The organism is Bacillus sp. FSL K6-3431, assembly GCF_038002605.1.
Classification (GTDB): Bacteria; Bacillota; Bacilli; order Bacillales; family Bacillaceae_C; genus Lederbergia.
This window is the reverse complement of the sequence record NZ_JBBOCT010000001.1, coordinates 3771460-3792213: the sequence shown is the minus strand read 5'-3', so window position 1 is coordinate 3792213 and position 20754 is coordinate 3771460. Positions and strand designations below refer to the sequence as shown.

The 20754-nt window shown below is 37.6% G+C and carries 19 protein-coding genes; 2 read left to right on the top strand and 17 right to left on the bottom strand.

Annotation, left to right across the window (positions count from 1 at the left end; genetic code table 11):
• Nucleotides 1–122: 122 nt before the first annotated feature.
• The 12 genes from yidC to MHB53_RS18330 form a co-directional block, all read right to left on the bottom strand.
• Entirely contained in the window at nucleotides 123–884 is a 762-nt protein-coding gene (yidC, locus tag MHB53_RS18385; protein WP_340921097.1) for a membrane protein insertase YidC, read from the bottom strand.
• Nucleotides 885–916: 32 nt separating this feature from the next.
• On the bottom strand, nucleotides 917–1183 hold the full coding sequence (locus tag MHB53_RS18380) for a hypothetical protein (protein ID WP_340921094.1): 267 nt from the start codon (nucleotides 1181–1183) through the stop codon (nucleotides 917–919).
• 501 nt (nucleotides 1184–1684) lie between these two features.
• Complete coding sequence (locus tag MHB53_RS18375) at nucleotides 1685–2557, bottom strand: ROK family protein (RefSeq protein WP_340921092.1); 873 nt, start codon at nucleotides 2555–2557, stop codon at nucleotides 1685–1687.
• A gap of 36 nt (nucleotides 2558–2593) precedes the next feature.
• On the bottom strand, nucleotides 2594–4048 hold the full coding sequence (locus MHB53_RS18370; RefSeq protein ID WP_340921090.1) for a glycoside hydrolase family 32 protein: 1455 nt from the start codon (nucleotides 4046–4048) through the stop codon (nucleotides 2594–2596).
• A 17-nt stretch (nucleotides 4049–4065) separates the two neighbouring features.
• Nucleotides 4066–5670, bottom strand: coding sequence for an ABC transporter substrate-binding protein (locus tag MHB53_RS18365; protein WP_340921087.1), 1605 nt, complete (start codon nucleotides 5668–5670; stop codon nucleotides 4066–4068).
• A gap of 16 nt (nucleotides 5671–5686) precedes the next feature.
• Complete coding sequence (locus tag MHB53_RS18360) at nucleotides 5687–6562, bottom strand: carbohydrate ABC transporter permease (protein WP_340921085.1); 876 nt, start codon at nucleotides 6560–6562, stop codon at nucleotides 5687–5689.
• Between the two features lie 19 nt (nucleotides 6563–6581).
• On the bottom strand, nucleotides 6582–7466 hold the full coding sequence (locus MHB53_RS18355; protein WP_445661534.1) for an ABC transporter permease: 885 nt from the start codon (nucleotides 7464–7466) through the stop codon (nucleotides 6582–6584).
• Between the two features lie 269 nt (nucleotides 7467–7735).
• Nucleotides 7736–8698 (bottom strand): LacI family DNA-binding transcriptional regulator, encoded by a 963-nt coding sequence (locus MHB53_RS18350; RefSeq protein WP_340921080.1) that lies wholly within the window; start codon nucleotides 8696–8698, stop codon nucleotides 7736–7738.
• A 200-nt stretch (nucleotides 8699–8898) separates the two neighbouring features.
• On the bottom strand, nucleotides 8899–9561 hold the full coding sequence (locus MHB53_RS18345; RefSeq protein WP_340921078.1) for an oxidoreductase: 663 nt from the start codon (nucleotides 9559–9561) through the stop codon (nucleotides 8899–8901).
• Nucleotides 9562–9579: 18 nt separating this feature from the next.
• On the bottom strand, nucleotides 9580–10359 hold the full coding sequence (locus MHB53_RS18340) for an ABC transporter permease subunit (protein WP_340921076.1): 780 nt from the start codon (nucleotides 10357–10359) through the stop codon (nucleotides 9580–9582).
• Complete coding sequence (locus MHB53_RS18335; RefSeq protein ID WP_340921074.1) at nucleotides 10356–11252, bottom strand: ABC transporter ATP-binding protein; 897 nt, start codon at nucleotides 11250–11252, stop codon at nucleotides 10356–10358. Before MHB53_RS18335 ends, MHB53_RS18340 begins: the two co-directional genes overlap by 4 nt.
• On the bottom strand, nucleotides 11249–11443 hold the full coding sequence (locus MHB53_RS18330) for a PLD nuclease N-terminal domain-containing protein (RefSeq protein WP_340921072.1): 195 nt from the start codon (nucleotides 11441–11443) through the stop codon (nucleotides 11249–11251). The genes MHB53_RS18335 and MHB53_RS18330 overlap by 4 nt, the downstream gene beginning before the upstream one ends.
• A gap of 230 nt (nucleotides 11444–11673) precedes the next feature.
• Here MHB53_RS18330 and MHB53_RS26445 point away from each other — a divergent pair, with 230 nt between their 5' ends.
• Nucleotides 11674–11967 carry a TIGR04104 family putative zinc finger protein gene (locus MHB53_RS26445; RefSeq protein ID WP_445661453.1) on the top strand — a complete coding sequence of 98 codons (294 nt, stop codon included), beginning with the start codon at nucleotides 11674–11676 and terminating at the stop codon, nucleotides 11965–11967.
• Between the two features lie 766 nt (nucleotides 11968–12733).
• On the opposite strand, the gene MHB53_RS18325 is transcribed toward MHB53_RS26445, so the two are convergent.
• Complete coding sequence (locus tag MHB53_RS18325) at nucleotides 12734–14077, bottom strand: TldD/PmbA family protein (protein WP_340921070.1); 1344 nt, start codon at nucleotides 14075–14077, stop codon at nucleotides 12734–12736.
• A gap of 4 nt (nucleotides 14078–14081) precedes the next feature.
• Nucleotides 14082–15470, bottom strand: a complete 1389-nt coding sequence (locus MHB53_RS18320) for a TldD/PmbA family protein (protein ID WP_340921068.1) — start codon at nucleotides 15468–15470, stop codon at nucleotides 14082–14084.
• A 224-nt stretch (nucleotides 15471–15694) separates the two neighbouring features.
• Here MHB53_RS18320 and MHB53_RS18315 point away from each other — a divergent pair, with 224 nt between their 5' ends.
• The gene (locus MHB53_RS18315; protein ID WP_340921067.1) at nucleotides 15695–16156 is read left to right on the top strand and encodes a hypothetical protein; all 462 of its coding nucleotides are present in this window, start codon (nucleotides 15695–15697) and stop codon (nucleotides 16154–16156) included.
• 184 nt (nucleotides 16157–16340) lie between these two features.
• Here the strand turns inward: MHB53_RS18315 and MHB53_RS18310 are convergent, their stop codons facing one another.
• From MHB53_RS18310 to MHB53_RS18300, 3 genes are all read right to left on the bottom strand, one after another.
• Nucleotides 16341–17711, bottom strand: a complete 1371-nt coding sequence (locus tag MHB53_RS18310; protein ID WP_340921065.1) for a sensor histidine kinase — start codon at nucleotides 17709–17711, stop codon at nucleotides 16341–16343.
• Nucleotides 17708–18391 (bottom strand): response regulator transcription factor, encoded by a 684-nt coding sequence (locus tag MHB53_RS18305; RefSeq protein ID WP_340921064.1) that lies wholly within the window; start codon nucleotides 18389–18391, stop codon nucleotides 17708–17710. The genes MHB53_RS18310 and MHB53_RS18305 overlap by 4 nt, the downstream gene beginning before the upstream one ends.
• A gap of 109 nt (nucleotides 18392–18500) precedes the next feature.
• A complete protein-coding gene (locus tag MHB53_RS18300; protein WP_340921062.1) occupies nucleotides 18501–20720 on the bottom strand; it encodes an MMPL family transporter in 2220 nt (739 codons plus the stop codon).
• Nucleotides 20721–20754: the final 34 nt, after the last annotated feature.

Below are 20754 nucleotides of genomic sequence, written 5' to 3'. Positions count from 1 at the left end.
GAATATCTCTTTCTCTCATTAATATAACGTATCTCATGAGACAAAAGTTTCACCTTTTAGAAAAGTTTATATAAAAATTGACAAAAAAAGATAGCCTTCGCTAAAAGGCTACCATTTCATTCTTATTCTGTTGCTTTTTCTGGATGATGCTGATAGTATCGACGTCCAATCCATGTTTGAATGATCAAAAAAGCTCCTCCCACTGTCCAATATAATGGCAGTGCAGCTGGTGCTGAAAAAGAAATAAACATGATCATGATCGGCGATATATACATAAAGATACGCATTTGCTTTTTCTGTGCATCCGGAACTGTTGACATTGATACCTGCGACTGGACAAGATAAACGAGTCCGGCTATAAGTGTCATCGCAATATCTGTCTGTCCAAGATCAAACCACAAAAATGAATGTGTGGCAATCTCCGTAGAACTGCGAATTGCAAAATAAAGTCCCATGAGTATCGGCATTTGAATCAGCATCGGAAGACAGCCCATATTAAGCGGATTTACTTGATGCTTTTGATATAACTGCATCATTTCCTGTTGAGTTTCTTTTTGTTCTTCCGGAGTTTTTGCCGCTTTTGAACGTTTTTGAATCTCTTCCATTTCTGGCTTTAGCTTCTCCATTTTACCCTTCATCAATTGCTGGGTTTTATACGTTTTCAGCATAAATGGCATTAAAATGAGGCGAATGAGCAGCGTGATCAATATTAACGCTAATCCAAAATTCCCTCCGAGCATTGTACCAATTTCATGAATCAACCAAGCAAAAGGACGGACCAATGTGGTATAAAAAAAACCAGTTTGATTTTCAACGCCAGAGCAACCGCCTAGCAGAACTGTTGTAATGGCTAATATTGTAATAAATAATGTATTTTTTCTCAATGAATTCACCCTTCTATTTAAAATTTTGAATTTTAAATAGAAAAATGCGGCCCTTCCGAATCATCAGGGCATTCTTTTCGTTTAACCGTTTTAATTAATCGTTCAGCTATACGTAGTGGATGCTCATTTCGTGTTGTAGGTACGATAAATATAGTAGATTGCCGTTCGCTCTCCATTTTATTATGATCATAAATAGGATGTACAATGGAAAAAAACTGCAAACTAAGAATCCACACAACCGCCATCGTTAGCGGCACAACCCATTCCGCATATGAATCTTGTAAAAGAATCTCATACATATTGAACACCCACTTTCCTATCGTATACTTAAATTATAACGATATTTTCGGGAAAAGACAAAAGATACTGCGATATTTTTTGAATAGGCGTTCTTAAACAATATTGTTATTATATGATTTTTCGCTCGAGAAATCGCTGCTTTTTTCTCACGCCTTTAAACATATTTATTAGTGCTTTTTCCTAAATTATAGGCGTTTACTGAAGTTAAGAACAATTTACTACCCATATTACTGGCTCTTTGACATAGGTTCGAACTACCTCACATTCAATAACGAATAATATTTGCTAGTTTCATTAATTAGCACCATAAAAATTCTGTTATTTCCAGTAATAAAAGAAGAGAGTATCTCCTAAATGTCCAAATGAGTGAGTAACCAAACAAACTCCAATGACAGAAGAGAGACTCCCTATGCCTATAATTGAATATTAGATAAACAAAGGCAAAGTTTAAAAAAGGTTAATGAATGTTGCTGAGATGGCCTATAAAAACACTGTAATCTTTATTTCGCCAATACGTCTTTTGCCAAATAAAATGCTCCCTTTATTGCAGAAAGTCCTTCCACTCCAGGTGTTACAATATAATCTTCCATCTGGTCTTCCAGCTGTGGGAAAGATAAATAATGATTATTAAAACTTTTCAAGTATTTATAGATAACAGGGAGTACTTGCCTTTGCTTCATTACCCCTCCCCCTAAAATGATTTTTTCTGGCGAGAGAGTTAGGATATATGTCATTAATGCTTGTGCTATGTAATAACCTTGTATATCCCAAACTTCACTTTTATTACCAAGCAAGACCGCTTTTTGATTCCATCGTTTTTCAATAGAAGGACCGGAAGCTAGCCCTTCTAAACAATCTCGATGAAATGGACAACTTCCTGCAAATGGGTCTTTCGGGTGTCTTTTAACGCATATATGTCCCATTTCAGGATGACTGATTCCCTGTAGCATCTTGCCATTGATAACTGCACCTACACCAATTCCGGTACCGATAGTTACATAGATGCAGCTATTTACGTTTTGGGCAGCTCCGAACATCGCTTCCCCCAATGCAGCTATATTTACATCCGTATCAAAAATCATCGGAACATCAAAACAATCTTTTAGAGAAGATATGATATTAAAATATTGCCATTGTTCTTTCGGTGTAGTTGTAATACAGCCATAATTTGCTGATTGGGGATTAATATTAGCTGGACCGAATGAACCTACTCCCAGTGCTTGAATATTGTATTGTTTAAAGAATGATTTTACTTCCTTCATTGTCTCAGCAGGGAATGCCGTCGGTATCTCTACGATATCGACTATATTAAAATTTATATCTCCAACAGCACAGACAAATTTTGTACCTCCCGCTTCAATTGCACCAAGCAAGTTACAGCCTCCTCTCAGATCGATTTCAATGTATTTTTACGAATTAAGTGCTGAAATATAACTATTCGTTAGCCTTATATCTCCATCAAACGAGAAAATGGAAATCTGTTCACATGCTTTATCCGGATAAATTAAGCTAGTTAAAGCATAAACACCATCATTAACGAATACTTCAATGGAAGAAGAATCAATAATGATTCGCAAACTCACTTGATCTGTAGAATGAATTTTCATCTTTTGAAGATTAGGAAAGTTCTCTGAGAATGCTACGTCCCCAGAATCCTTTCTATCTAAAGTTAATAGATTCGTCTTTGAGTCTATCGTAATCACCGTTTTTTGAGTTTGTGTATGTGACAGTACTACACCAAATTGTTTTGCTTGATTGTTATTAATATTTAAGAAGATCTCTACACTTGACTCATCAATTTTAATCGTTTTTGACTCTTCGCTTTTTATTGACTCATCATTTATCTCAATCTCTCTAGAAAAATATTGATTCAATTCTCTTACTGGTCTTTGGACCACCAAAAGTTTATCTTCCACATTCCTTAATGTAAGAACTCTTGGTAAAGTCATCTGACTTCTCCAACCTTCAGTTGGTACTTGGTTGGCATACCTCCAATTGCTCATCCAGCCTAAATAAATTCTCCTACCATCTTCTTTAGTGATATCTGAAAAGCTAACTCCTGCATAATTATCTTTTCCAAAATCCAGCCATTGAACTTGATCACCTTCAGGAGAAAACGTTGAACCATCAAAAGATCCAATAAAATACTGTGTTCGGGAGCCCGTATCAAAGCGAGGATCATCCCCAATACTCACAAATAAAACCCATTTCTTCTCTCCGCTGTTTTCCACAGTTAATTCAAATAAGTCCGGACATTCCCATACACCATCATGTGAACCAATATTTTCACCAAACTCACTTTCAAACTGCCAATCAATTAAGTTAGGAGAAGAATAAAAGGTAACCGTTTGCCCTGTAGCTAATGTCATTATCCACTTTTGCGTTTCATCATGCCAAAAAACTTTCGGATCTCTAAAATCCACTTTTGTCGCATGTTTTAGCACTGGATTTCCATCATATTTAATCCATGTTCTACCTTGGTCATGGCTGTAAGCAAGACTTTGTGTTTGAACAGCTCGTGTCTGTTCGGTCTCATCCAAATGATGAGTGAAAATGGCTACCATCCCCGGCTCATCAGGGAAAAAGCCTGAAGTATTATCCCAATCAATTACAGCACTTCCTGAAAAAATGGTACCTAATTCATCTGGATATAAAGCAATATTCAACTCTTCCCATGTAATCATATCTTTACTGACAGCATGACCCCAATGCATAGGACCCCATATGCTGTCATTTGGATTGTGCTGAAAGAATAAATGGTATTCACCCTTAAAATAAATTAATCCGTTTGGATCATTCATCCAATTTTTCTGTGGTGCAAAATGTAATGTTGGTCTGTATTTTTCAATTTTATAAGTCGTCAATTTTTTCTCCTCCTAAGTTAGTTCACATTTCTGTTGTATCCGTCTTGTTTAATCTTCAGCCATTTATCTAATCCGAGTCTTTTTAACTCAACTAAATAATCAGCCCATTCTGCTTCTACTTTTCCAGATTTAATCCATTCCGCTCGCTTTCTATGAACATAGGCAATTAAATCTGCTTCGATCTTTGATAGTTCTTTTAGTTCATCTATAGAAAAGAATACTTTTGGATAGATATTGTCTGCTTTCATATGTGGAACCATTACTTCTTTCATCAAATCTAATCTCCAAGCTGCATCATCTGGCTTAGTTGTAACGACGCCATAATATTCATCAAGAATCGCTAATGGTCCGCCGATTTGAGTTTTTTGTCTTAATTCAACAGGCGCAGCTCCATTAAGTGGAAGATGTTTTAACATCCCAGTACTTTTATCAAGTTCGAAAATATTTTGCTGCTCTTCATCACCATAGGTACCCCAGTTACTCTGAACAGACTGAAGTGGTTCGTACAGCTCGTCGATCCACTTTGCTGTTAATTCCAAGTTTTTATTGGCACTAGTAATAACCATGCGTCCTCTATCAAATCCCATTCCATTTGTACGAGTTACATTTGTTTCACCAGAAGGACCTGCAAGCGGCGCCATCAATTCATATTTATCATTCATGCCTGAAATATTCCCTTTATCCCACGTGAAATACAGACCATATTTTTCACTTTTACCTTTAGCAAGATATGTATTCCAGTCCTGTTCAAAGGCTTCTTCATCCATTAGGCCTTCTTTGTACAAATCATTAAAGTATTTCATTGCTTCTTTATAATCATCTTGGGCGGCCGTAAATACTACCTGTCCATCATTCGTGACGACTGTATGGTCCCAATTATCTCCTATACCAAAAGAGCCAAATAAGAACGTCAAATCTTCTCCACCACCATTAATAATGAATGACATCGGAATTTCATCCGCTTCACCATTACCGTTTGGATCTTGGGTTTTAAATGCTATCAAAACTTCTTTCAATTCTTCTGTTGTAGTCGGCATATCCAATCCTAAGTTATCTAACCATTCCACATTAATCCACGGAAAATCATCTACAGAATGAATACTCTCTTTTCCAGCACCCAATTCCTCAATCCATGGGAAAGCATAAATATGTCCGTCTGGGGCGGTAATCATCGCTCGGTATTCTGGTTTAGTATCCAGAACCTTTTTCAAATTCGGCATATAATTCTCAATCAGATCTTCAACTGGAACGATTGTGCCATCTCCTCCCAGTTTTAACAGATCATAATCGCCATATCCGGAATCAATAATCGCATCCGGTAATTCCCCACTGGCAACCGCTAAGTTTCTCTTCTCAGCAAAGGAATCACTTGTGTAGTTTTTCCAATCAATGGTCACGCCTGTTTTTTCCTCTAAGCGCTGATAAATTAACTTTTCATTAGGATCTGTAGATGCAAGCGGTGAACTTTGCGTCATAAATTTCAATGTTACTTTTTCTTCTAATGGAAAAGTGACATCCTTAAGTTCATAATCCTTTGATGAAGTATCACTCTTACTACTACAACCCGCCATCATTACTCCCGCAATAATAAGTGTAGAAAATACCTTGTACATATTTTTCATCATAAACCCCCATTTTTTATTTTAATGACCCTACCATAACGCCTTTTTCAAAATATTTTTGGAAGAAAGGATACATAATAATTAAAGGCAAACTTGAAAGTATAATGGAAGAGTATTTAATTTTTTCCGAGATTTTACTCAGTTCTGCCATCGCAAGCTGATCATTAATCATTCCAGGTTGTACTTCATTTTGAATAAGAATCGATCTTAACACTAATTGCAATGGGTGCATCTTCGGATCTTCTAAATAAATCATCGCATCGAAAAATGAATTCCACTGACCGACAAAAGAATATAAAGCTAGTACAAAAATGATTGGTTTTGATAACGGGAGAACGATCTTAAAAAATATTTGTATATCTGTCGCTCCATCAATTTTTGCAGCTTCGTTCAGTTCTTTTGGAATACTTTTAAAAAAGGTTCTAGCCAATATGATATTCCACACACTTACAGCACCTGGCAAGATGATCGCCCATATACTGTTAAGCATTCCTAAGTTCTTAATGACTAGGTATGTAGGAATCAAACCGCCACCGAAAAACATAGTAAAGAGAAAAAATACCATAATGACTTTTTTCCCTACTAATCCATCAACTGCCAATGGATAACCGGCAAAGATTGAAACGATAACAGTTGCAAGAGTGAAACCGACTGAATAGAGAATGGCATTAAAAAAGCCTCTAATAATTGCACCATCCTGCATTATTCTCACATAACCTTCAATGGTCCAATCAACCGGATTAAATGATATTCCTTTACTTAGCAATACGCTTGGGTCTAAAAATGAAGCCAATAGAACATAAAGTAACGGTAATATAATGACCAATACCATTCCAATTAATAGGATTTTATTAATGAAAAGTAAAAGCTTATCTTTCTTTGTATGGAACATACGCTCAAATTTCCCTCCTTTAATAAAGACTTTCGCCTTCACTCAATTTTTTCACAACAAAATTAACAAACACTAACAAGATTATATTAATAATAGAGTTAAACAATCCTACTGCAGATGAGTATGCGTAATCCCCAGCTTGTAATCCTACTTTGTAAACATAGGTTGGGATGATTTCAGATGTTGGGATATTCATGGCAGTTTGCATCAAATATGCTTTTTCAAAACCAATTCCCATAATTCCACCAGCGGCAAGAATAAATAATACAGCCATCATTGGTTTTAGTGTCGGCAGATCGATATGCCATATTCTTTGCAATAGCGAAGCTCCATCAATCGTTGCCGCATCATGTAACTGCGGGTCTACATTGGCAAGAGCAGCTACATAGATAATCGAGGCCCAACCGGCTCCTTGCCAGATACCAGAAATAATATAGATGGCTCTGAATGCCTCTGGATCTGACATAAATGAAATAGGTTTATCAAAAAAATAAGACAATATCGCATTAATTGGGCCTGTAGGTGAGAGAAAAATAAACAGCATACCACAAATGATAACAACCGAAATGAAATTCGGTGCATATAATATTAGCTGGATATTTTTTTTGATGGATGATCTTCTCACTTGATTTAACATTAACGCTAATATAATTGGAACGGGAAAACCTAAAACCAGGCCATAAACGCTTAATTTAAGCGTATTCATAAAGAGTTCTCCAAAATTGGGTGACGTTAGAAATCTAGTAAAATGCTCAAATCCCACCCATTCACTTCCCCAAATCCCTTTCATCGGACTAAAATCTTTAAATGAAATAATAGCTCCGTACATAGGTACATATTTAAAAACAATCGTTAAAATTATTGCAGGTGTTAGGAACAAATACAGCATATAGTTTTGACGCATATAATCAATAAAAGTTCTCTTTTCCTTTGGAGCTTTTTTATGCACTTTTTTATGAATTATTGTCTCCATATAAATCCTCCCTCTTTAATACTTTTTTAATTTGTAACCTAATAGTATGTCAACCGCTTTCATATGTCAACCGCTTGACCTAGATGATTGTAAAAAAACTTGTAGAAAAAAAGGAACTTTTTCCACAAGTTTTTTTCTTATATAAAGTGTGACTTCCATCAGTATATGGGGAATTTCTGCCTTTTAATTTTCGATAAAACTTATGTTGTCCCATTAATTAGTAATTCTACAGGCAGCGTTGTTTCGTGCGGCCCTGAATATTTTGAGTTATCGATCATATACGTTAATTTTGAAACAGACGTTTTAGCTATGTCTTCAATTGGTTGTCTAATGGTTGTTAATTGAGGTAATAAGGTCATCGTTGCTTCAGTACCATCATATCCAACCACTTTTAATTGATCAGGTACATGTATGTTCAATTCCCTGGCAACCTGTAAACATGCAGCTGCAATCATATCATCACTAGCAAATATCCCATCTATTTCAGGAACATCCTTTAAAATTTTTCTAATGAATGCAATCCTATCTACATCAAATGGAAGTGCGTAATTAATTGGATTTTCCACAAGATCTTCGTATGCTTTTCTTCTAAAGTGGGCAGGTGTTTCTAATTCTATGGGACCATTAATATGAATAATTGATTTACACCCTTGATCGATTAAATGTTGGACAGCTAACTTTCCGCCAGCATAATTATCAGAACCTACTACTGGTATAGTGGGTGCTAAATAGTGATCAATCGCAACAATAGGGAGCTTTGGATGCTTATACGTGTCTATTCCCCTATTATACGAGCAAACAATTATTCCATCTACTTGATGCCTTATAAGCATCGTCGAATATGCCTTTTCTTTATCAATTTGACCATTACTATTACAAAGAATAATCTTATACCCTAATTCAGAGCAATGGTTTTCAATATATAGTGCTAATTCACCAAAAAAAGGATTACTAACTGTTGGTAATATTAAGCCAATAAAATTAGTTCTTTTTTTGAATAGAGACCTAGCTACGTCATTCGGATAATAATTTAATTCTTCTATCGCACTCTCCACTTTTGCTCTTGTTTGATCACTAATATATCCCCTATTATTTAATACTCGAGATACGGTAGTTGGAGATACCCCTGCAGCTTTTGCAACATCTTCTAATTTTACTTTCATTGTGTGTCCCCTCGATAAGATATATTTATATTAAAAAAGCACGATTAGCTTACACATTTTTAAGTCAGTCAATTACTCATATCTTAGCATATGCCGCACTATCGAGTCGAAAGCGTGATTACTTGTTCAGAAAATCTTTAGCAAACAACTTAATAACAATAGAACCAAGACTGCCACTTAAGACTGTCTTGGTTCTATTGTTATTTCGAGAGTAAATCTAGTTGTTCTGATGTATAAACCGCCACTCCTCGTTTATTCAATTGCGCAATTGCATACATAGCCAATGCAACATCTTTCCCATAGATTGCTTTGTACTTTTTCAATGGACCTTTAAATAAAAATGGTATCATTTTAAGCATTACCCCTGCTAATCTCTCACCTAACCTAAATTCATCCCGCTCGCCGAGTAATAGTGACGGACGTAGTATTGATATAGCCTCATATGAAATTTCCGCTAGTTTCTGCTCTAATTCGCCTTTCATTTTCGAATAGAAAAGTGACGATTGAGGATTGGCATTCAGCGCACTAATTACTAGAAATTGCTTCGCGCCGCTTGTATGAGCAAGCTTCGCAATCATTAAGGGATATTCAACATCTACTTGATACATCGCTTCCTTCGTCTTTGCTTTCTTGATAGTCGTTCCTAAGCAGCAAAAAATATCGTCTGCAATGAAGCTGCTCGCATAATCACCTAACTTTTCAAAATCAACTAGGATTTCCGTTAATTTCGGATGGGAAACATTTATTGTTCTCCTCCCAAGCGCAATGACTTCCTTATATTTTTCTGATTTTAGAAGTATACGGAGTAGCTCGTTTCCCACAAGACCAGTTACACCCACAATGAGTGCAGTTTTCTTTTCCAAGCTGGCACCTCTTTTCAGTTAAGCCAATTCTTTCCGCTTAAATATCCGAATAGAAAGGAATGTTAATAAAGCCATCATAGCAACTGTTACGATAAAGGCAATATATATTTTTCCAGATACTTCTTGATCACCCATCCAAAGCTTACTTGCATATACGGTTAACCCGAAAGGAGTCCAGTTAAATTTCTCCGGTAATAAGGATGAGATCATCGTTAAAACAATGACTGTCCCTAGCGTTGCAAATGCAGCGATTCCTGACTTCGAACTAAAGCTACTGAAAAATAAAGTGAGCGTAAAAATGAATAGAAGAAAAATGCCAAACGTCATCGTCCCCATAAAAAAGTCTGACACCTTCACTAAATCGAATAATTGATACGTATAATACCAGGATGCTAGCATTCCAAGTAAATAAGAAACACCTATGAGAACCGCTCCGTGAAGCCATTTGGCTCCAACGAACGCATGATAGGAAACTGGTTTTACGAGAATCATCGCCGCCGTACCTGATTTTCTTTCTCCAGCAAGAATCCCCATAAATGCCAAAATAATGACTAGGACACCAAATAAATTCAGTTGACTCGCTGTCCGCACGAGCACCTCTCCTGCTGTTGGAAGTGGTATTTCGATGACCGTTCCTGGAGGCAAGTCTCCAAATTCTTCGATGATTTGTGGTGTATAATAAGCCGTTAATGGTTCCATAATGCCGAGGATGATAAAAACAAGCGGTATCCATATCCACTTAAAGTCCCGAGTTGCTTCCAGCCATTCCTTTTTAAAAAGAACTTGAAATTGATTCATTTTTTCACCACTTTCATAAAGATCTCTTCTAATGAAGCGTCACTCATTTCAAATTTGATAAGTGGCAATTGTTCACGAAGAATGATTTGTAGGATATCGTTTTTGGCTTCCTCTATATCTTGCACGCGAAGTACAAGTGTAGCGCCGTTAACATTCACTTCGTATTCATTAAAAAGATGAGTATAGTTCGAAGCAACTTGTGCAAATTGTAGGTTGATCATATTCTCCGCATTTCTTCGCTTCACATCTTGCAAACTACCTGCTTCAATTATTTTCCCCTCATTCATAAATAAAACATGATCACTGACTTCCTCTGCATCATTTAAAATATGAGTGGAAAATAAAATCGTTGTCTCATCTTTTAACCTCTTCATGAGTTCTAACACTTCTCTTCTACCGAATGGGTCAAGTGCAGACACCGGTTCATCCAGCAAAATAAGTTTAGGTTTGTGAATAAGTGCTTGTGCAATGCCAAGTCTTTGCCTCATCCCACCCGAGTATTGACTTATTTTCCGCTTCTTCCCGTCCTCCAAACCGACTAGCTGTAAAAGGGATTCCGTTCTCGTCTTAGCTTCCTTTTTAGCTAATCCGCAAACTTCACCAGCAAACATCATGTATTCTTCTCCACTCATCCAGCCGTAAAAAGACGGATATTGCGGTAAAAATCCGATTAATCTGCGAAGATCTTGCTTTGATTCAAGAAGTGGTGATTGAATATTTCCCGTTGTTGAAGTAAGCAAACCGGCAATCATATTCAATGTCGTTGTTTTCCCCGCTCCATTTGGTCCAAGTAAAGCGGTACACTTTCCCGATTCAAGCGCAAACTCAATATTTTGCACAGCTTTTTTATTTTTATATAGCTTTGACAGGTTGTTTATTTCTAACACATTCATCTGTCCTTACCCCTTCCAAATACAAAATAAATAATTGGTCCTAGAAGATTTCCTAACAAAATGACAAGTACCCAAATCCATTTTGGTCCATTTGCCTGCTCTTGTTTTTTCAAATCAACTAACGCAATTACAAGTAAAATAAATTGAATCACCAGCAATGGCGCGATCAACCCCCAGTTAATTGTTGGCATTTTGCACTCCCTCTCGTCTGTTATATATATAATATAACAGATACTTTTTATATTTTCTATACTTTTATGAAATAAAGGAGGATCTATGCAACATTTCACATGAATAAGCCGTCTATATAGTGAGGATTATTGTCGGCAAAATAGGAATACAACTAAGCAATATGTATGGTGGGATTCATGTAAAATGGGATAGTGGCTAATACCAAACAATAGGAGAGTGTGAAAGAAATATGCAGAAATGTGATAAATGTAAAACCAAATTTAAATGGAAGCAACTATTAATATCGCTTTATTTAGCATACAAACCTATTCAATGCAGGCAATGTGGTACATGGCATAAGATAGCTTTTTCCTCTAGGATTGTCGTATCTTTACTTACCGTCCTGCCACTGTGGATATTGGGACTTTTCTTACTGAATAAAATCTCTTTATCCATGCTTACTACCGGTTTAGCGCTGATTATATTCAGCTCACTCCTATCTTTATTTCTTCCCATTTTAATGAGATATAGTTCTAAATACTAAATATTCCGTTATTAGTAATATATATTCTACACACAAAAGGAGCTGTCCGATAAGTAGGAAAATCGTTAAAACGGCTTTTGGCTGATTTTTCATCTTGCTCTGACTTTAAAAAAATGTAAATTGATTGTAGTGGGGCGTGTTCAATTGACCATAGTCCTGCTCTTTTCGCTGGGAGGGCATTCGGAAAACATTTGATTTACCTTGGGCCTGCTTTTTTCGCAGGGAGGGGCATTCGAATGGCGTTCGATTTACCTTAACCCTGCTTTTTTCGCTGGGAGGGGCATTCGGATAACGTTCAATTGACCTTAGGCATGCTTTTTTTGCTCGGAGGGGCATTCGAATGGCGTTCGATTTACCTTAACCCTGCTCTTTTCGCAGGGAGAGGCATTCGGGAGACGTTCGATTTACCTTAGGCCTGCTTTTTTTGCAGGGAGGGGCATTCGAATGGCGTTCGATTTACCTTAACCCTGCTCTTTTCGCTCGAAGGGGCATTCGAATAACGGTCGATTTACCTTAGGCATGCTTTTTTCGCTCGGAGGGGCATTCGAATGGCGTTCGATTTACCTTAACCCTGCTCTTTTCGCAGGGAGAGGCATTCGGGAGACGTTCGATTTACCTTAACCCTGCTTTTTTTGCAGGGAGGGGCATTCGAATGGCGCCCAATGACCAGGTCAGGTCGTGCCTTTTTCGCGAAGAGGATAAAATGGAGAGGGGCTCCTAAAAAGCCAATTATATGACTTTTTGGACACCCCCTTTTGTGAAATATTTAATCTACAGTTACTGATAATCCTTTAAGTAATAGCGATGGAGATCCAATTCCACTTGTTGAAAAATAAAGGTCAGATCCGACTTCCTCTATTTCTTTCAATAGTTCAAAGAAATTACCGGCAATCGTCATTTGCTTCACAGCTGTTTCTACCTTACCCTCTTTCACATAAAAGCCGTTTGCTGCAACGGAGAAATCTCCTGAAACGGCATTAGCTCCAGAGTGCAGACCTGCAAGCTTAGTGATGATGACAGCTTCCTTCTGTGCGCTCACTAATTCCTCATGCTTTTTCTCACCTGGTTCGATATAAAAGTTAGACGGCGCAACCGTCAAGGTCCCTTTATATGATGACTTATATGCGTGACCTGTTGTTTCCACACCTTCTTTTTTCGCTGTTTTGCGATTGTGAAGCATGGTCTTTAATATTCCTTTTTCGATGATCGTACATGTTTTTGACGCTACGCCTTCACCATCGAAATTCCTGCTATCGAAGCCTTCCTCATGAAAGGGATCATCTTTGATCGTAATATGCTCACCTGCAATCAATGTTCCATTTTTTCCTTCTAATAATGACCGACCTTTTTGCGCAACCTCCGCTGAAAATACCGATACAAATGTCGCTAACAAACTTGCCGCGGCATCATTACGAAAAATAACTGGATATCTTTTGCTAGCGATTGATTTTTCACCAAGATAGGACAAAGCTTCTTCCGCCGCTTCTTTTGCTATTTCATCTGCATTTAATGTAGAGAAATCCTTTGTTATTTTAATCGTGAATCCGCTTTTCGTTTCCTCTTCCTGTTTTACTACAACTGATAACACGACAGCGAGGTAATTTTTTCGTTCGTGTAAAACAAGAGCTCTGCTATTTGCGAGAACACGTTCTTTCGATTGCTCCATCATCTTACAAGAATTAAGTGAGACGATACGCGGGTCGTAGCTTGTAACCTTACTTTCCACTTCTTTCAGAAAAGAAATTTTTTCAGGAATCGAAACCATATCCAAACTTTCTGAATAAAAATCTCTTTCTTCATAATCATCGCTGCCTCCGAAAATATCATCTTGCTCCTCTTCCTCGACTACTTCCGCATTTGCTTTCGCCTTTTCAAGTAAATAAGTAATGGAAGACTCATCAAATTTTTCGGTGTAAGCATAGCCCATTTTTCCATTATAAAGACCCCGAAATGATAGTCCACCATTTTCCGCTGTTTCGTAATGGTCGAGTTCCCCTTTATAAATCTCACAGGCGAACCGATTTGATTTTTCATAATAGATCTCCATATCTTCAAAACCGAAGCCTAGCCCGTTTCCTAGAAGCATTTCTTGAAACTTTTCAATTTTCATCCAATTACTCCCCCTTCGTTCCACCGACAGTTATTTCACTCACACGAATCATTGGCTGGCCGACATTGACTGGAAGACTACCGCTGACAGAGCCACACATCCCCGCTCCGTGAGCAAGATTATTACCGACCATGTCGACAAGCTGTAATGTTTTCGCTCCATTACCGATCAATGTTGCCCCTTTGACTGGCTTGCCGATTTTCCCGTTTTTAACCATATAAGCTTCCATAATTGCAAAGTTATAATCGCCTGTCGCCGTATTCACTGAGCCTCCGCCCATATACTTGGCATACAGTCCATGTTCTGTAGATGAAATGATTTCTTCTGGTGTCGATTTACCTGATGCAATATACGTATTCGTCATGCGTGAAGTCGGATTAAAACGGTATGACTCTCTTCTACTTGAGCCAGTTGCATCCATACCCATGCGCCGTCCATTAAATTTATCAATCAAATAGCCTTTTAATATCCCGTTTTCAATCAAGACGTTTTTCCTCGTTTTTTCACCTTCGTCATCTATATTTAAGGAACCCCATTCATTTGTTATTGTGCCATCATCGATGTAGGTCACGATATCCGGTGCTACCTTTTCGCCAATTCGGTTCGCAAACACAGAATTATTTTTCGCAACAGCAGTGGCTTCTAATCCGTGTCCACATGCTTCGTGAAAAATAACACCGCCAAACTCATTATCGATAATAACTGGGAATTTCCCACTCGGACATTCTTCCGCATCAAGCATTGTTACTGCAATTCGCGCTGCTTCACTTGCATAATGTTCTAGGTTAAGGGATTCGAAAAACTCGAATCCTTGATAGGCACCAGGACCATAGAAGCCCGGCTGCATTTGCGTTCCATCCGATGCAATTGCTTGGATCGCCATCCGACTTCTTACCCGCGTATCTTCGACGAACTTGCCTTCTGAATTCGCAATTAGTATATTTTGTTCGCTATCCATATAATGGATGGTCGCTTGTTTAATACTTGAGTGATAGTTTTTCGCGATCTCATAAGCTTTTTTCATCACGGCCACTTTGCGCCCGTTTTCGATGGTACGCGGCATTTGCAGAATTTTATGTAATGGTTCGATCGTTTCTTGTTTAAGCGCCGTAATAGTGTGCTGGCCGTCTCCTTTTATCGCATGCGCTGCATTTTTCGCTGCCTTTAGCAGACCTGGGTGTGAAAAATCCGTCGTGTATGCGTATACACTTTGAAAACCATTAAATACACGGATTCCGACACCCGCATCTCGTCCAGAAACACTTCGATCAACCTTACCTTCTTGAAGCGTCATATTATTCGTAAAGCGATCCTCCACGAACACCTCTGCAAAATCACCACCCGTAGACAAAGCGGCTGTCAATACATCCTCGACTATAGATTTACTTAACATACTTACATTCCTCCTTTGAGAATGAGCCTAAAAATAATGAATATCCTATTGATTATTTATCAGTTTACTAGCGACTTTCCGGCGTTTACTACTGCTAATTGTATATTTACTACCGCTCTTTTATAGTTTACTACCGATTATAGGGCTTTTACTACCGATTTTGCTTTATTTGTTCATCCGTTATTCATATTACATCGCTATGATTATGCTGAGGAGGAGAAATTATGTTCAAATTCTGGCTATTTTTACATTTTACAGGGGTTACAGTTTGGATTGGTTCACTGGTAGCTTTTACTTTGACTTTATTGATGATGAAAAAACATCTTGGTTCCAAAGAACTGTCAATAATTTTAAAGAAAATCATACAAATCATTCATATTCTCATACATCCGAGCGCAATTTTCGTTTTGATAAGTGGCTTTTTTATGATGATTTCAGTGAACTTTGGTGAAGCAACTAAGCCATTCTATTTCAACTTTATGAATCAATTCGGCGGAGTAACCATTTTATTTTCAATTATTTCTATTAGTATTAGTGGTCGGAAATTGGTTAAGCAATTAAACGATCTCGAAAAGAAAGGTGGCGTGATCAAAAATATAGGTGGCCTAAACATGTTTATCATGATATTGCTTATAACAATCGTTCTCATTTTAACTGTCAGCATTGTAGTTATTTTTAAATATTAACGCGCCACTATCCCTTACCAGAAAGTTTTTCATTATTTATTTTCACCATTTTAGGCCACTAAGTATAAATTTATTGCAGTTTAATGCGTCAAATATACTAAATTTCTTTCATTATTAACCGCGAAAACATTCTATTGCCGTCAGACAAAACCGATTAGCCCTCAAACATAATCTATGGACTTTATTATCTTGGTAGTCTAATAATAAATTCCGTTCCTTCAGCTAATTTACTTACAACATCTACAGATCCATCGTGAATGTCGACGATTTTTTTCACAACCGACAGGCCTAAACCACTTCCAGATTTCGTTCTGTTTCTTGATTTATCTCCCATATAAAAACGATCGAAAATATGTGGAAGAGCTTCTTCTTGTATACCTGCTCCTGTATCCCTTACAGTCACAACAATATCTTCATCCACAACAACCGCAACATATATAGCGCCATTTTCATCTGTAAATTTAATACTATTCGTAATTAAGTTCATCCATACTTGGAACAATAACTGCTCATCCGCATGAATCACTATCCTTGGTAGATCAAGTTTCATTTCAATGTTTTTTTGGCTCCACTGCCATTCAGCCACAAGAATTACCTCACGTATTTGTTCATCTAGCCTAAATTCCGTTTTACTTATAGCTTTCACCTGTTTATCTAGCGATGAAAGCATCAATAGCTGCTTGCTAAGTGAAGATAAGCGACTACTTTCCTGTTCAATAATCGATAAATAACGGTCTGCTTCTTCTTTTGAAACGGCCTCTGTCCGAATTGCTTTCGTAAAACCTTGAATCGATGTAAGTGGAGACTGAATTTCATGCGATACATTCGAAACAAATTCTTGGCGCATTTCGTCTAATTTTTGCAATGACTTAGCCATTTTCCCAAAGTCATTCGCAAGTGCACCAATTTCATCAGATCGATTGCTCTCGAGCTGGACATGATAATTTCCACTAGCAATTTTTCGGGTTGCTTTCATTAGTTTTTTAATTGGACGTACGAGAAAGGTAGTAAATACAAATATAAGTACAAGACTTAATAAAAAGGTGATTCCCAGTAGTAAGCTAAACACAATCCGCATTTCACCGAATTGCTTTTCGACATTAGGACGTACGAATAATGCCTCTGTCTGCCCATTAACCGTAATGGGAATGCCAATGCTGTTTTCCAAATTATCCTTGAAGAAACCTGTTACAAATAAATTGCTTTGGAAGTTAGTTATACCGTAATACGTATTTCCCTTCAAAATGGATTTGATAACTTTTTCATCCAAATCATAGTTACGAAATTCATCTCCATAATGTGTCCCTTTAAGGTTTTGATCAACCAAGTATAACTGAAAGTTCATATCAGCAATGCTTGTTAAAAATTCATTTATCGATAGTTCACTATGATCATTTAAATAAACGATTTCACGGGAGATTTCTAGTATTTTTTTCTCATTAAAATCTTTCAACTTCGCATGATAATAAAGATTGGACAATAAAAATGCAATTAAACCGCTGACAAGTGCTACTAAAGCAAAGGTAGCAACGATTCTAAAGTAAAGTGATTTCATTTTCCATTTACCACAAGTTTATAGCCAAGTCCTCTAATTGTGACGATCTGAAAGTCTTCTGTTAGGCTACGGAATCGTTCTCTTAGTCTTTTTATATGAACATCAATCGTTCTACTATCACCTTCGAAATCATTACCCCACACAAGTTGTAAGAGCTGATCCCGGGTATATGTCCGATCCGGCTGGCTAGCAAGCTGAGAGAGTAATTCGAATTCCTTCAGCGGCAATGTAAAGTGCTGCTCTCCCACTTTTACTTGATAATTATTGCGATCAATTACAGTACTTCCCATCGTGATAATATTTTCAGAAACTATTTGGTAACGTCTAAGCAATGCGCGGATTCTGAAAAGTAATTCTTCCGGCTCAAATGGTTTGACCATATAATCATCGGTTCCCGATAAAAATCCTTTTGCTTTATCCTCCATCTCGCCTTTTGCAGTTAGTAATATGACGGGAATATCATAATATTTACGAATTTCTTCACAAAGTTCCCAGCCATTTTTTTCAGGCATCATCACATCGACAACAGCCAAGTGAACTTGCTCTGTTTCAAGCAGTGCCGAGGCCTGTAGACCATCTTCAGCCTCGATAACTATATAGCGCTCTTGTTGCAGATAAAAGCGCAGTAATTCACGAATATGTGGGTCGTCATCCGTAACCAATATATGTGTTTGCATCACGATCACTCCTTCTATTTACTTTACCTTACTGCCGCTAATGAAATCAAAAATAAATGCGTTTTGAATGTAAGCATTCAAAACGCATCTAACTGAATAATATATCAAAGGGTCATGCTTTCCATTCTGTTTGTGTGCTTAGTTTAGTTTTTTCATCCTTTTTATGCGTCAATATTAAAATCGCTGGTAGGAAGATCCCCCTTATCAGGAATGTATCAAGTAAAATTCCCAAGGCCATTGTGAAGCCGAATAAAAAGAGTTCTTGCAAAGGCTGTGTCATAAGGACCGCAAATGTCGCTGCTAATATCAATCCTGCTGATGATATGACGCCTCCTGTTAAAGCAACGCCACGGCCAACTGCTTCTTTCCACGGATGTATTCTTGCTTCTTCTCTAATTCGTGAAACGAGCATGATATTATAATCAATTCCAAGTGCGACCATGAAGACAAAAGTGTATACAGGTAATCGATAACTAATTGCGTCAAAGCCCATCAGATGTTTGAAAATCCACCAACCAAATCCTAATGATGCGAAGTATGATAATAGGATTGTTGACATCATCAAAATTGGCATGAGCACTGACTTCGTTTGGAATCCAAGGATAACAGTCAGCAACACTGTTACAAGTGAAAATAAGATAATCATATCACGCTGGTTCATTTGCTTTACATCAAGCTGCTGTGCTGTTTGACCAGCATATTGAAGCTCGTAATCGTTTATTGAAAAACCACTGTTCTTGATTAGTTCTTCTTCTGAATCACGGAGCTTCTGAACCGTATCTAACGCATCCTGTTCATATGGATTATCGTCCAATATAACTTGAAGACGTACTGCCTTTTTCGACTCCGCTAAAAAATTACGCGGAAGTTCATTTGCATCATCCGGAATAGCAGTTGTTACGGAACTGATACCGCTTTTCCCCTCTAAATCTTCCTTCAACTCTTTTACTTTTTGTAAAAATGCTTCATTCACATCTATTTCTTTTTCCTTTTGTAAAATCACTGTCAAAGGTGCCAATTGACCAGCTGGATAATGCTCTTCTAATAGTTCAAATCCTTGACGTGATGAGATATCCTCTGGAAATGAGTTCAACAAGTTAAAGGAATACTTTACTGATGTAAAATTAAAGGCACCAATTAGCAAGACTATTAGTAAGCTACCAGCTAATAATGCAGGTCTTTTCATTACTTGCTTACTTATTTTCGACCATACACCAACCTTGTGTTTTGCATCCTTTTCAACCTTCGGAACAAATGGCCAGAATGCTTTTCTTCCCATTAAAGCAAAGATGCTTGGGATTAGCGTTAAGCCAGCAAGTAAAATTACGATTACTGCAACCGAAAACACTGGAGCAAAATGGTTGTATGGCTCAAATACAGTGACGAATAATGTCAGCATCGCCAAGAATACCGTCCCACCGCTAAACGTAATCGGTTCAGATACGTGATGCATTGCCTCTTCCATTGAACCATATTTCGATGCTTGCTTCCTTAATTCCTCCCTGTAACGGGAAAAGATAAAGAGGCTATAATCGGTTAAGACAGCAAACAATAATACGAGCATAATAGAAACTGCTGAACTATCAACAGCGAACCATTCATTTTTACCAGCCAGTCCTAGTACTCTATCAACCACTCCATATACAATCCCGGCGATGATCAGAGGTGTAATCGCTAGTAATGGCGAACGATAAATAATGATTAAAATAATGAATATCAAAACAATCGTCGCCAACATTAAGACAAAGTCAGCATTCCTAAACAATAGAGTGGTATCGGCAGAGATCCCAGCAGGACCAGTAATTTCAAATTGCATACCATCATCGATACCAATCGCTTTTACCTGTTCCCTGATTTTTTCCATCGTCTCATTTGCAAGGCCTGAATCTAAGTCAGCCTGTAATGACAAATTAAACAATAATGTTGTACCATCTTCTGAAAACATTTGGTCTTGTACAGAAGCGGGAAATTGGTGATATGGTAGTGCGCTAGAAATATATTCTGGCTTTTGGTCTGATGCAAGCCATTCACTTAACTTTGTAATTTTTTCTCTATCTTGTTCTGTAATCGTCTTATCACGATGGAAAACAAGTAGAGCTGTTAACCCTTCATTCGAGGGATACTCTTCTTTTAATACTTGGGCAGCGAATTCTGAAGGTGTGTCCCCTTTTACACTGCCCTCTTTACTATTACCATCATATTCTTTCGCCGATGGGGCTAGTGCACTCAGAAGTACAACAGCGATAAGCCAAGCCGTTATCACGATCTTCGCACCTTTTGAGCTACTAGAATATTTAGCAAGTCTTTGGAATGGACGTAACATACGATTCATCTCCTCCTATTTCTTTTCTTCCCTTATTGTAGGA

Excerpts from the sequence above, each read along its gene's own strand:
- MHB53_RS18325 (WP_340921070.1), bottom strand. The coding sequence starts at position 14,077 with ATGAAAATTGAAAAGTTTCAAGAAATGCTTCTAGGAAACGGGCTAGGC.
- MHB53_RS18335 (WP_340921074.1), bottom strand. The coding sequence starts at position 11,252 with ATGAATGTGTTAGAAATAAACAACCTGTCAAAGCTATATAAAAATAAA.
- MHB53_RS18330 (WP_340921072.1), bottom strand. The coding sequence starts at position 11,443 with ATGCCAACAATTAACTGGGGGTTGATCGCGCCATTGCTGGTGATTCAA.
- MHB53_RS18350 (WP_340921080.1), bottom strand. The coding sequence starts at position 8,698 with ATGAAAGTAAAATTAGAAGATGTTGCAAAAGCTGCAGGGGTATCTCCA.
- MHB53_RS18360 (WP_340921085.1), bottom strand. The coding sequence starts at position 6,562 with ATGTTCCATACAAAGAAAGATAAGCTTTTACTTTTCATTAATAAAATC.
- MHB53_RS18300 (WP_340921062.1), bottom strand. The coding sequence starts at position 20,720 with ATGAATCGTATGTTACGTCCATTCCAAAGACTTGCTAAATATTCTAGT.
- MHB53_RS18355 (WP_445661534.1), bottom strand. The coding sequence starts at position 7,466 with ATGCGTCAAAACTATATGCTGTATTTGTTCCTAACACCTGCAATAATT.
- MHB53_RS18340 (WP_340921076.1), bottom strand. The coding sequence starts at position 10,359 with ATGAATCAATTTCAAGTTCTTTTTAAAAAGGAATGGCTGGAAGCAACT.
- MHB53_RS18320 (WP_340921068.1), bottom strand. The coding sequence starts at position 15,470 with ATGTTAAGTAAATCTATAGTCGAGGATGTATTGACAGCCGCTTTGTCT.
- MHB53_RS18365 (WP_340921087.1), bottom strand. The coding sequence starts at position 5,670 with ATGAAAAATATGTACAAGGTATTTTCTACACTTATTATTGCGGGAGTA.
- MHB53_RS26445 (WP_445661453.1), top strand. The coding sequence starts at position 11,674 with ATGCAGAAATGTGATAAATGTAAAACCAAATTTAAATGGAAGCAACTA.
- MHB53_RS18380 (WP_340921094.1), bottom strand. The coding sequence starts at position 1,183 with ATGTATGAGATTCTTTTACAAGATTCATATGCGGAATGGGTTGTGCCG.
- MHB53_RS18310 (WP_340921065.1), bottom strand. The coding sequence starts at position 17,711 with ATGAAATCACTTTACTTTAGAATCGTTGCTACCTTTGCTTTAGTAGCA.
- MHB53_RS18315 (WP_340921067.1), top strand. The coding sequence starts at position 15,695 with ATGTTCAAATTCTGGCTATTTTTACATTTTACAGGGGTTACAGTTTGG.